Source organism: Sphingomonas faeni (genome assembly GCF_003053745.1).
GTDB lineage: Bacteria > Pseudomonadota > Alphaproteobacteria > Sphingomonadales > Sphingomonadaceae > Sphingomonas > Sphingomonas faeni.
This window is the reverse complement of the sequence record NZ_QAYE01000003.1, coordinates 206,312-218,354: the sequence shown is the minus strand read 5'-3', so window position 1 is coordinate 218,354 and position 12,043 is coordinate 206,312. Positions and strand designations below refer to the sequence as shown.

The 12,043-nt window shown below is 66.4% G+C and carries 11 protein-coding genes; 5 read left to right on the top strand and 6 right to left on the bottom strand.

The window, feature by feature from the left end; translation table 11 throughout:
* The first annotated feature begins 27 nt into the window (after nucleotides 1–27).
* The gene (locus tag C8J25_RS07590) at nucleotides 28–1,140 is read left to right on the top strand and encodes a serine hydrolase (protein WP_107954005.1); all 1,113 of its coding nucleotides are present in this window, start codon (nucleotides 28–30) and stop codon (nucleotides 1,138–1,140) included.
* Nucleotides 1,141–1,183: 43 nt separating this feature from the next.
* On the opposite strand, the gene C8J25_RS07585 is transcribed toward C8J25_RS07590, so the two are convergent.
* From C8J25_RS07585 to hflK, 5 genes are all read right to left on the bottom strand, one after another.
* Nucleotides 1,184–2,428, bottom strand: coding sequence for a M20 metallopeptidase family protein (locus tag C8J25_RS07585; protein WP_107953783.1), 1,245 nt, complete (start codon nucleotides 2,426–2,428; stop codon nucleotides 1,184–1,186).
* Between the two features lie 174 nt (nucleotides 2,429–2,602).
* Nucleotides 2,603–4,246 (bottom strand): helicase HerA-like domain-containing protein, encoded by a 1,644-nt coding sequence (locus tag C8J25_RS07580; RefSeq protein WP_107953781.1) that lies wholly within the window; start codon nucleotides 4,244–4,246, stop codon nucleotides 2,603–2,605.
* Between the two features lie 110 nt (nucleotides 4,247–4,356).
* Complete coding sequence (locus tag C8J25_RS07575) at nucleotides 4,357–5,913, bottom strand: Do family serine endopeptidase (protein ID WP_107953779.1); 1,557 nt, start codon at nucleotides 5,911–5,913, stop codon at nucleotides 4,357–4,359.
* Nucleotides 5,914–6,014: 101 nt separating this feature from the next.
* The gene (hflC, locus tag C8J25_RS07570) at nucleotides 6,015–6,881 is read right to left on the bottom strand and encodes a protease modulator HflC (RefSeq protein ID WP_244186879.1); all 867 of its coding nucleotides are present in this window, start codon (nucleotides 6,879–6,881) and stop codon (nucleotides 6,015–6,017) included.
* Nucleotides 6,878–8,011, bottom strand: coding sequence for a protease modulator HflK (hflK, locus tag C8J25_RS07565; RefSeq protein ID WP_056057565.1), 1,134 nt, complete (start codon nucleotides 8,009–8,011; stop codon nucleotides 6,878–6,880). Before hflK ends, hflC begins: the two co-directional genes overlap by 4 nt.
* Before the next feature lie 70 nt (nucleotides 8,012–8,081).
* On the opposite strand from hflK, the gene C8J25_RS07560 reads away from it, so the two are divergent.
* The 4 genes from C8J25_RS07560 to C8J25_RS07545 all read left to right on the top strand — a co-directional run bounded on the left by C8J25_RS07560 (nucleotide 8,082) and on the right by C8J25_RS07545 (nucleotide 10,392).
* Nucleotides 8,082–9,032 carry an Mrp/NBP35 family ATP-binding protein gene (locus tag C8J25_RS07560; protein WP_107953775.1) on the top strand — a complete coding sequence of 317 codons (951 nt, stop codon included), beginning with the start codon at nucleotides 8,082–8,084 and terminating at the stop codon, nucleotides 9,030–9,032.
* A gap of 98 nt (nucleotides 9,033–9,130) precedes the next feature.
* Entirely contained in the window at nucleotides 9,131–9,562 is a 432-nt protein-coding gene (locus C8J25_RS07555; protein ID WP_107953773.1) for a CoA-binding protein, read from the top strand.
* A 55-nt stretch (nucleotides 9,563–9,617) separates the two neighbouring features.
* Nucleotides 9,618–9,953, top strand: coding sequence for a hypothetical protein (locus C8J25_RS07550; RefSeq protein WP_107953770.1), 336 nt, complete (start codon nucleotides 9,618–9,620; stop codon nucleotides 9,951–9,953).
* 10 nt (nucleotides 9,954–9,963) lie between these two features.
* A complete protein-coding gene (locus tag C8J25_RS07545) occupies nucleotides 9,964–10,392 on the top strand; it encodes a hypothetical protein (RefSeq protein ID WP_107953768.1) in 429 nt (142 codons plus the stop codon).
* Between the two features lie 299 nt (nucleotides 10,393–10,691).
* Here the strand turns inward: C8J25_RS07545 and C8J25_RS07540 are convergent, their stop codons facing one another.
* Nucleotides 10,692–11,981: a homoserine dehydrogenase gene (locus tag C8J25_RS07540; RefSeq protein ID WP_056489170.1), complete on the bottom strand. Its 1,290-nt coding sequence runs from the start codon at nucleotides 11,979–11,981 to the stop codon at nucleotides 10,692–10,694.
* Between the last annotated feature and the right edge of the window lie 62 nt (nucleotides 11,982–12,043).

Genomic DNA, 12,043 nt, shown 5'->3' with positions numbered 1-12,043 from the left:
GCTTCAGTGCAGGGCGTTCAATCCATCATGACATCGGCGAGTGCATTCCAGCGCCTTCTGGCAACCGCCCTGTTCGGCACGGCGCTCGCCGGATGTGGATCGGCGTCGCGACCGACCCCGCCCGCCGTCTCCCCGGTGCATCAGTCCGAGGGGGTCGTGTCGATCCCGGTGCCGCCTCCCCTGCCGCGTACGCCGCGCCCCGCGCCCGCCGGTCTCGTCAACGCGATCTCCGAACTGCAGAGCGGGTTCCAGGGCAAGGCTGGCATCGCGATACGCGCGGTCGACGATGGCTGGACGGTGGAAGCCGGCGGTCGCCAGTTGCTGCCGCAGCAATCGGTCAGCAAGCTCTGGGTCGCGATGACCGTGATGGACCTGCGCGACCAGGGCAAGATCCGCCTCGACGAGCCGATCGTCGTGCGGCCGCAGGACCTGACGCTGTTCCACCAGCCGATCGCGATGCTGGTCAAGGGTGACGGCTATCGGACGACGGTCGGCGAGCTACTGACGCGCGCGCTGACGCATAGCGACAATACCGCGAACGACCGGTTGCTCACGCGTGTCGGCGGGCCGTCCGCGGTGCGGTCGATGATCGCGCGCAAACAACTCGGCGCGATCCGGTTCGGGCCGGGCGAGCGGTTGTTGCAGAGCGGCACGGCGGGGCTGGTCTGGCAGCCGTCCTACGCAGTCAATGGTGGCTTCATGACGGCGCGCAACAGGCTATCGCCCGCGGTGCGCGAGGCTGCGCTGAACGCGTATGTCCGCAATCCGCCCGATGGTGCCGCGCCGATCGCTATCGCCGATGCGATTGCCCGACTGGCCAAGGGCGACCTGTTGTCGGAGACTTCTACAAAAATTCTCCTCGATACGATGGGTCGCTCGGTAACCGGCCGCGCTCGCCTGCGCGCCGCACTCCCCGGCGGCTGGGAGATCGCGCACAAGACCGGCACCGGCCAGGACCTCGGCCGCCGGAACGCCGGCTTCAACGACGTCGGGCTCCTCACCGCCCCCGATGGACGTCGTTATGGAATCGCAGTGATGATCGGCGACACTATCCGTCCGATGCCGGAGCGCCAGAAACTGATCCAGGCGGCAGCGGCGGCGGTGGCCAACTATGCGGGCACCACGCGCCCAAGAGGCTGAGCTTTTGCCCCCCTCCCTGAAAGGGAGGGGTAAGAAGGCGCTCTTAGTCGAACCCGTTCGCCAAAAACCGCTCCGCCACCGCACAGTGCATCGCGATCCCGTGCGCCATCACGCGTTCGTCGATCGTCATCTTCGTGTTGTGAAGCGGCGGGTTGGTCCGCGGATCGCTACCCTCGGGCGCCGCACCAATGAACGCCATCGCCCCGGGCAGCTTCTGGAGCACGTACGAGAAGTCCTCCGCGCCCATCATCGGCGGCATCACCTGATACGCGCCCTCGCCACCGATCGCGGTCGCACACGCCTTCATCAAATCGGTTGCGCGCTCGTCGTTGACCGTGACCGGATAGCCCTCCTCGATCGTCGGCGTACCAACCGCGCCGTGCGCGGCGGCGATACCCTCGACCATGCGGATGAACGCCGCACGCACCTGCTCGCGGGTGCGCTCCGACAGCGTCCGCATCGTGCCGAGCATCTCGACGGTCGACGGGATGACGTTGTGCGCGGAGCCGGCGTTGAGCTTGGTGATCGAAAGCACCGCAGGATCGGTGACGGCAACCTGCCGCGCGACATAGGTTTGTAAAGCGGTAACGATCTCGCAGGCGATCGGCAGCGGATCGAGGCAGTCGTGCGGCATCGCAGCGTGCCCCCCGCGACCTGTAATCGTCGCACGCAGCGTATCGGTCGACGCCATCAGCGTACCCGCACGGCTGACCACATGGCCCATCGGCATGTTCGGCGAGATGTGTAGCGCGAAGCCAGCCTCGGGCAGCGGCGAGTCGAGCAGGCCGTCGGCGATCATATGACGCGCGCCGTGATGGCCCTCCTCGCCGGGCTGGAACATGAAGACGACCGTGCCAGGCAGTTCGTCACGCCGGGCGCAGAGTGCCTTGGCCGCGCCAACGAGCATCGCGGTATGCGAATCATGACCGCAGGCGTGCATCGCACCGTCGACCTTGGAGGCGAACGGCAGTCCGGTCTCCTCCTGCATCGGCAGCGCGTCCATGTCGCCGCGGAGCAGTATCGTCCGCCCGTTGCCACCAGCATTGCCTGCGCGCCCGCCACGCAGGATCGCGACGAAACCGGTGGTCGAAGGGCCCTCGCGGATTTCGAGCGGGAGGCCGGCTAGGGCTGCCTTCACCTTGTCCGAGGTGCGCGGGCAATGGAGCCCGACCTCGGGATCGGCGTGGATCGCGCGCCGGAGGGTGATCGCCTCGTCGAGGCTGTCCTCGCCGATGGTGGTCCAGTCGGTCGGGGCCCAGTCGGTAGTGGATTCGAAATCGAGGGACATCGTCTGACTCCTTGAAAACTGGCTTCCACCCCGGCGAAGGCCGGGGCCCAATTGGGAAGATCGATGCAACGGAGCGCCGTCCGACGTTACCTCCGTTCCCCAATTGGGCCCCGGCCTCCGCCGGGGTGGTGTGTTTGTTTGGGGGGCGGCTCGTCCCCTGATCATGCGAGCAGTCTACCCCCGGAACAGCCCGCCTAACACCCCGCGCAGAACCGTGCCGACCAGGCCACCGCTCGACGCCGACCGGCGCGACTTCGTCCCGAACACCTGCTTGCCGATCTCGTTGGCAACCTGCCGCCCGATCGACGAACTCGCCGCGCGTGTCGCCGACGATGCCATCTTGGTCCAGGGCGAATTCGCCGCCTCGCGGTCGGCCTCGCGCTGCTGGCGATCCGCCTCGCGCTGGTCCGCAATCCGAGTCCGTTCCGCCTCTTTCGCGGCCTTCGCATCAACCTTCGCCTGCGCTGCCTCAACCTTCTCCGCCTCGGTCGTTGCCTTGGCCTCAGCCGCCGCGGCACTCGCTTCCAGCGTCTTCGCGGCCAGCAATTCCTCCGCTGACTCCCGATCGACCAGCGTGTCGTACTTCGCCCCGACCGCATCGGTCTCGATCATCACCTTGCGCTCCGCTGGCGTGATCGGCCCGACACGCGAGGCAGGCGGCTTGATCAGCGTCCGCTCGACCGGGGTCGGCGCGCCGTCCGCCTGAAGCAGCGACACCAGCGCCTCACCCACCTTCAGCTCAGTAATGATCGTCGCGACGTCGACGCCGGGATTCGCCCGGAACGTCTCCGCCGCCGACCGCACCGCAGCCTGATCGCGCGGCGTGAAAGCGCGCAACGCGTGCTGGACGCGGTTGCCGAGCTGCCCCGCCACCGTGTCGGGAACGTCGATCGGGTTCTGCGTGATGAAATACACGCCCACCCCCTTCGAGCGGATCAGCCGGACGAGCTGCTCGATCTTCTCCAACAGGGCCTTGGGCGCCTCGTCGAACAGCAGATGCGCCTCGTCGAAGAAGAAGCACAGCACGGGCTTCTCGGGATCGCCGACCTCGGGGAGCTGCTCGAACAGCTCGCTCATCAGCCACAGCAAAAACGTCGCATACAGCTTCGGCGAGGCCATCAGTCTGTCGGCGGCGAGGATGTTGACGATCCCCCGCCCCTTGTCGTCAACGCCGATGAAGTCGTTCATCTCGAGCGCGGGCTCGCCGAAGAAATTCTCCGCACCCTGCGTACGCAACTGGAGCAACGAACGCTGGATCGCGCCGATCGACTGTTTCGACACGTTGCCGTACGTCACCGTCAGCTCGTCAGCACGCCCCGCGCATTCGGTCAGCATCGCTTGCAGATCGTCGAGGTCGATCAGCAGCAGCCCCTCCTTGTCGGCGACGTGGAAGGCGATCGTCAACACGCCTTCCTGCACCTCGTTGAGGTCCATGAGGCGCGACAACAGCAGCGGCCCCATCTCGCTGATCGTGGTGCGGATCGGATGGCCCTGTTCGCCGAACAGGTCCCAGAACTGCACCGGGTTGTCGGCATAGGCCCAGCTATCGTTGCCGATTGCCTTCGCGCGTTCGGCGAAGCTCGCATGCGTCTTCGCGGCCGGCGAGCCGGCCATCGCGAGCCCGGACAGGTCACCCTTAACGTCGGCGACGAAGCACGGCACGCCGTTCGTGGAAAAGCCCTCGACGATCCCCTGCAACGTCACCGTCTTGCCGGTACCGGTCGCACCCGCGATCAGGCCGTGGCGGTTCGCGCGCTTCAGTTCGAGCGTCTGCTGCTTGCCGTCCACGCTCGCGCCGATGAAGATGCCGTCGGTCATGGGTCTCGTCCTCTGTATCCGGCGCCGACCCTAACCCCGCGCGCCGCAAAGAAAAAGGACCGCCGCTCAGGCGAGCGACGGTCCTTTCGATCGATCATGTCAGTCGGGGATTACTTGATCTTGACCGGCAGGAACTGTGCCGGGGTACGTCCACGCTTGACCTGCAACAGGACCTGCGGGCGACCGGCCGACTTAGCGACGTTGACCGCGTTCTGGACGTCGACCGCGGTACGGACGGGCGTCCCGTTGACCGAGATGATGACGTCGCCGCGCTTCAGCTTGCCGAATGCATCGCTGGTCTGCGCGACTACGGCGATCACGACACCCTGCGTTCCCGCCTCGACGCCGACCGCCTGCGCAATCGCCGGGGTGAGCGGCTGGACACCGATCCCGAGCGCTGCGCCGGCCGTCGGTGCGGCGGGGGTGGCGGAATCGTCGCCATCATCGCCGTCGTCGGTGCCAAAGCCTTGCGCATCGCCGCCGACCACTGCCGCCAGCTTGTCCGCGCTGGGCCGCGGTACGACGACCACGTTGGCAACCACCGGCTTACCGTTACGCAGAATGTCAAGACGCGCGGTCTGACCAGGCTTCACGTTAGAGACGAGGTAGGACAGCGACTGTTCGGCGGTCACCGGCGTACCGTTGACCTTGGTCACGACGTCACCGGCACGCACGCCGGCCTTCGCCGAAGGACCGCCGGCAGTCACGTCATTGATCAGCTCGCCCGAGTTCTTGGCGATACCGAGCGCTGCCGCCGTATCCTCGTCGATCGGACCGCTGCGACCCAATTGCACGCCGATGTAACCGCGTTCGATCGTCCCGCCCTTCATAAAAGTCGCGATGATCGGCTTGGCGACGGCGGCAGGGATCGCGAAGCCGATACCGATGTTGCCGCCCGACTGGCTGAAGATCTGCGAATTCACGCCGATCACGTTGCCGTTGAGATCGAACATCGGACCACCCGAGTTGCCCTGGTTGATCGATGCGTCGGTCTGGATGAAGCGGTCATACGCACCACCCTGCCCCGTGACGCGGTTGATCGCCGAGACAATGCCCGCCGTGACCGTACCGCCGAGGCCAAACGGCTCGCCGATCGCGACGACCCAATCGCCGACGCGCGCCCCGTTCGAATCACCAAACTTCACGAACGGCAGGTTGGCGGCATCGATCTTCAGCAGCGCGAGATCGGAGTCCTGGTCCTTGCCGATGACCTTGGCGACATATTCCTTCTTGTCGCTCAGCGTCACTGTGATCGAATCAACCGTCGCACCCTGCGCGCCGGGCGAGATCACGTGGTTGTTGGTGACGACATAGCCGTCCGGCGAGATCAGGAAGCCCGAACCAAGCGATGCGCCTTCGCGCTTCACCGGCGCGCCGCCCTGGCCACCGCCGCCCATGCCGCCGAACAGGTCGCCGAACGGCGTGCCCGCGAACGGATTGGCCTGCTGCTTCTGGACGATCGTCTGCTTGGTCGAAATGTTCACGACGGCAGGCTGGAGCCGCGCGACCATGTCGGCGAAGCTCATCGGCGCGCCGGGCTTCGGCGAAACCGCCTGGATCGCACCGGGTTCGTTCTGCGCGACCTGCGCACCGCTCGGCTGGAGCGCGAGCGTCGCGGTCGCACCGCCGAGGAGAAGAGCACTGGTAATGGCGTAGGCGTAACGCACTAGATGTTGTCCTCTCGTTTCATCAATCGAAACAGGTACCCCGTAGGGACACCGTCCTGAATGATGCTTGAATATGAACGGGGTTCAAAGGTTCCGCAGGCTCAACGCCCGCGGCCCTCGAATTCCCTCAGGTAACTGTTGTTCGGCGACAGAATGATCGAAGTCGATCCTTCCGGTGCCGGGCCACCGTCGGCACCGAACGTGTGCCGATACGACTGCATCGCGCGGTAGAAGTCGTAGAAATCAGCGTCCTTGCCAAAGCTCTCGGCATAGATCTTCGCGGAATCCGCATCCGCCTGCGCACGGACGATCTGCGCCTGCTTCTGACCCTCGGCACGGATCGTGATCGCCTCCTGCTGACGCGCGCTCGACATGCGCTTGAGCGCGCTTTCGAGCGGCAGGCCGACGGGAAGATTCGCCTGCTTGATACGGACGTCGACGATCTCGACGCCGTACTGGCTGGCGACGCGCTGGAGACCCTTCTGGATGTTGTCCATCAGTTCGGACCGCTCGGGGCTCAGCAACTCGACGAAGCGCCGCTTGCCAAGTTCGTTGCGCAGCGCCGAGCCGAGGATCGGGCGAAGCTGGTCGGGAATCCGGTCCTCGCTGCCGACCGCGTTACGCATCTTGCGCGGATCGACGATCCGGTAACGGGCATAGGCATCGACCTCAAGCCGTAGCTGATCGGTCGACAGCACCAGCGTGTTGTCCAGCTCCAAATCCTGCACGCGCTTGTCGATCCAGACGATGCGGTCGACGAACGGGATACGCGCGATCAGGCCGGCACCGGTCTGGCCGAATGGCGTGTTAGGCTGCCATGCGTTAACCGTACGAATCGGCTGGCCGAAGCGCAGGATCACCGCCTGCTTGGTCTCGGGCACGATCGCGAAGGTCGATGCGGCGAGAATCACCAGCAACAAAGCGATGATCCCGGCGAGGATCGGGTTGCGGAAACTCACGGCGTTCACTGGGCAGCTCCAGGCTGGGGGGCAGCCGCCGCCGCGGCAGGCGCTGGTGTCGACTGGACAGCCTCGGGGTTCGGCAGACGCTTGGCGTTGGACAGCGGCAGATACGGCACCACCCCGCCCGGCGTCTCGACGATCGTCTTGTCGCTCTTGGCGAGCACCGCCTCCATCGTCTCGTAATACATGCGGCGACGCGTCACTTCGGGCGCAAGCTTGTACTGCTCATACACCTTATCGAACGACGCGGCCTCGCCCTGCGCGCGTGCCACGACCTGCTGCGCATACGAGCGCGACTGGTTGAGGTTGGCGATCGCTTCCTGCTGTGCCGCGGTGACCGCGTTGAAGTCCTCGACGATCCGTGCGGGCGCCGCGGCCTGCTTGATCGCGACACCCTGGATGCGGACGCCCGACTTATAGTCGTTGAGGATCTGCTGCGTGAGTTCGGCGACACGCTGCTCGATCACGGTACGGCCAGTGCCGATCGCCTGATCGAGCGTCGTCGTGGCGACCACCGCGCGCATGGCGCTCTCGGCGGCGGCGCGGACGGTGTCGTTCGGCTCGGCGAGCTGGAACACGTAATCGCGCGGATCCGAGATATCCCAGCGGACCGAATACGCCAGATCGATAATGTTCTGGTCGCCGGTCAGCGTCAGGTTCTCGCCATCGCCGACGGGGAAGTTGTCGGTGCGAATCTTCTGCACGTCGACCACCGTCACGTCGGCGATTGGTGCTGGCATCGTCAGGCGAACGCCCGGATCGAGCGTGCCTGCGTATTTGCCAAAATAGGTGACGACTCCGCGCTGCTGCGGGCCGATCTGGTGGACCGAGGTGAATAGGATCCAGACGACCGCGATGATCGCGACGCCGATCGCCCAGAGTGCGCGGGCGTTAGCGCCCGAGGGCAGGCCGCCGAAGCCGCCCGTGCCGCCACCGCCGCCGCCCGAGCCGCGCGCTTTACGCAGGAACTCGTCGAGCGCGGTCGGCTTGGCGGCAGGTTTGCGGCCACCTGGAGGTTGCGCCCAGGGATTGCGCGGGCCGCTGTTACCGTCGTCGCCCGAGCCGCCCCAGGGGCCTTTCGGTGTTTCGGTGGCGAGGATATCGGGGCGCCGGAACCAGCGCGAGAAGATCGTCATACCAACCTTTATAGGTGTGCGCTGGCGGAAAAACAGTGCCAAGCGGCCTTAGCGGTCCTATCTGGCGCGGATGATCGACATCGAAGGCGTAAAGGCGGCGGTTGCTGCAGTAGCGGGCAAGCGGGCGACCGTCCGGCTCGAAGGGACCCGAGCGGGCATCATCATCGATGCGACCGGGCTCGACCCGCAAGCGCGTGATGCGCTGGAAGCGACCGTGCGGATGGCCGCGACCCAGCCCGGCGTGACCGAAGTACGGATCGCGGTCACCGCCGAACGCTCGACCCGCCGGCTGATCGCGGTTGCCAGCGGCAAGGGAGGAGTCGGCAAATCCACGCTCGCTGCCAACCTCGCCATCGCGATGTCGCGTGCGGGGCGCCGCGTCGGGCTCGTCGACGCCGATATCTACGGCCCGTCGCAGCCCCGGCTGATGAACGTCGAGGGTACGCGACCGACCGCGAAGGACAAGGTGCTCGACCCCGTCCCCACCCCGTACGGCGTACCGCTATTGTCGATGGGCCAGCTCGTCGAGCCGGGCAAGGCGATCGCCTGGCGTGGGCCGATGGCGGCGGGGGCGCTTGGCCAGCTGGTCGAGGCGGATTGGGGCGTGACCGATACGCTTGTGCTCGATCTCCCCCCCGGCACCGGCGACGTCCAGCTGACGATGGTCCAGAAATACCGGCCCGCAGGCGCGGTAATCGTCTCGACCCCGCAGGATCTCGCGCTGATCGACGCCCGCCGCGCGATCGACCTGTTCGAGAAAGCGGGCATCCCGATAATTGGTCTGGTCGAGAACATGGCGGGCTATATCTGCCCGCATTGCGGCGAGGCGTCGGACCCGTTCGGCAATGGCGGCGCGGAAACGGCGGCGCGCGAACTCGGCATCCCGTTCCTCGGCCGCGTCCCGCTGACTATCTCTATCCGCACCGCTTCCGATGCGGGAACGCCGCCGGCTGCCGATCCCAGCGATACGGTGTTCATGCCGATCGCGGCTCAGGTCGTCGCATGGCTCGGAAAACTGTGAAACCCGCAGGCCTGATCCACGTTGTGTGATTACCGGTCGTACCCGACGCGTAGAGTCGCGGTACGAGCGGACCAAGTTTCTTCTCGCAGGAGGCATCGATGCCGTTGACCGCCGATGCCGACATCAAGGCCTTGCTCGAAAGCGCCCGCACGATCGCGATGATCGGCGCCTCCGACCGCCCCGATCGCCCATCCTACGGCGTGATGGCCAAGCTTCAGGCGCACGGCTACCGCGTGATCCCGGTCAATCCGCAGATCACCGGCGAGCACGTCCACGGCGAGTTCGTCTTCCGAGACCTGTCGCAACTCGGCGACCCGATCGACATCGTCGACATCTTCCGCAACTCGGCCGCAGCCAGCGAAGCGGTCGATCAGGCGATTGCAGCAGGCGCAAAGGCCGTCTGGATGCAACTCGGCGTCGTCAACGAAGAGGCCGCGGCACGTGCCGAAGCCGCCGGCTTGCAGGTCGTGATGGACCGCTGCCCGGCGATCGACATTCCCCGACTCGGGGTCGCCAAGATCGAGCAATGACGCTTGCCCTCCCCGACGATCGCGGCCAGTCTGCGTGTCTGTCCGGGAGGCGCCGATGCTCGCGATGCTGCTGTCGATACTGATCGAAGACCCGCTGATGGCAACTGCCAGGGCCCGCATGGCTGCCGAGCAACCCTGTATCCAGAGCGCGGACGAGACCGACATTACCGTCTGCGGTATGCGCACCGCCGATCGATTCCGCGTGCCGCTCGTCCTCCATGAAGCGGGCGACCCAAAGCACGAGAGCGTCCGCAACGAGCGTACCCGCCTGCTCAATCGCACCTCCCCGCTCGCCGATCTCAGCCCGTTCCAAGTCGGCGGCGGCATGGCGGGCGTCACGATGGCGGTTGGCGGCGAAGGCGGCACGTCGTTCCGCAAGCCCGCGCCGTAAGGACCTGACTATGTTCGCCATCATCCTGTCCGCGCTGCTGCAAGCGTCTGCCACCACCGCTGCGCCTGCGGCACCGCCAGTGCCGGAGCGCTTTTCGATCCTCGTCGACCCCTGCGCGACGCAGACGCAGGACGGGAACGAGGTCGTCGTCTGCGGCAAATCCGCGACGACCACCCCACGCCTGCCGATGCGCGACGATCGCGGCCCGCCCGATCATGCCGTCGCGTCCAACCCCAACCTCACCGCCGTCCGCGCCTTGGAGTTGTCGGACACACCGTGCGCAGCTCGACAGGGAGGATGCCAGGTCGGCTTCGGCCCACCGATCGCCCCAATCGCCAAGGCCGCGGTCGGACTGATCAAAAGCGCCCTCGCTAAGAAACCCGACAAACGCGGCCGCGTGCCGATCGACCTCGACGGACCCGTCGGCTCAGTGAACTAGTCGAATGAGGCGGTGGAGTAAGGTAGCGCGGCGCATCGCTTCAGCACGACCGCCCTTCCCTTGTTTCCCGCGAAGGCGAGAACCCAGTCTGGGCTCCCGCCTGTGCGGGAAAACCAGGGGGAGGTAGCTTTGCTGCCCACCACCCCGGCGAAGGCCGGGGCCCAATTGGGGGACGGCGCTAACGAAGCGCGCGTATCGTTACTGAGACCTCTCCAATTGGGCCCCGGCCTTCGCCGGGGTGGTCGCCGATGAGCGAGGCGTACCACTAAGGTTGCCGGGCCCCGCTCAATCCCGCTCCCTCAATCCAGAATATGCATCCACATCGGCTGCCCCACGAGACTCTGCGACCCGCGAAGTTTCTCAAGCGCCTGCGCGATCGACCGCTCCGGGCTCTCATGCGTCACGATCGCCACCAGCACGCTGCCGTCCGCGATCGCCCCGCGCTGGATCAGGCTCTCGATCGACACGCCCGCATCACGCATCGCCGCCGCGATCTCCGCCAGCACACCAACCCGGTCCGCCACGGTGAAGCGCAGATACGCACGCCCCCGCCGCTCGCCGCTGTCGGCCTTGGGAGCGGCGGTAAGCGAGACCACCGGCATCGCGAACGGCGGACCGAACTCGCCGCGCGCGATGTCGATCAGGTCGGCCACTACCGCACTCGCGGTCGGGCCATCGCCCGCGCCAGCGCCTTGGAACAGCAACCGGCCAACGAAATTGCCCTCCGCCACGACCGCGTTCAGCGACCCGGTGACGTGCGCCAGCGGATGATCGATTGGCACCAGATGCGGATGGACGCGCTGGAACAGTCCGTCCGCGCCCGCTTCCGCCAGCCCGAGCAGTCGCACGCGATACCCCAGCGCCGCCGCCTCGGCGATATCCGCGCCGAGCAGATGCCGGATGCCACTGATCGCGACGTCATCGAACGCGGGCTGCGTGCCAAACGCGACTGCCGCCAGGATCGACAGCTTGTGCGCCGCATCGACGCCGTCGATGTCGAAGCTCGGATCGGACTCGGCAAACCCCAGCGCCTGCGCTTCTGCCAGCACCTCGGCAAAATCGCGGCCCTCCGATTCCATCTTCGACAGGATGAAATTGCAGGTACCGTTGAGGATCCCATAAACGCGGGCGATTTCGTTCGCCGCAGCACCTTCCCGCAGACCCTTGATGACCGGAATGCCGCCCGCGACCGCCGCCTCGAACTTCAGCGCGACGCCTGCCCCTTCGGCTGCCTGCGCGAGTTCCAGCCCGTGATGCGCGATCATCGCCTTGTTCGCGGTGACGAAACTCCGCCCCGCCCCCAGCGTGCTCCGCGCGAGCGTCAGCGCCGGTCCGTCGGATCCCCCGATCAGCTCGACCACGACATCAGCCCCCGGCTGCTTTGCCAGCGCGGTCGTATCGTCGACCCACGCAAACCGCGACAGATCGACGCCGCGATCCTTGCCGCGATCACGCGCGGAAACCGCGACGATCTCAATCTCGCGACCTGCCCGCCGTGCAATCAACTCGCGGTTCGCATCCAGCAATCGGATCACACCGCCGCCAACGGTCCCCAGGCCCGCAAGGGCCACGCGCAATGGTTCGCTCATTTTCGTCCTCCACTCGCGCGTCCGGTTACGTTTCGCGGACGTTTTGCGCAATCCTGATGACG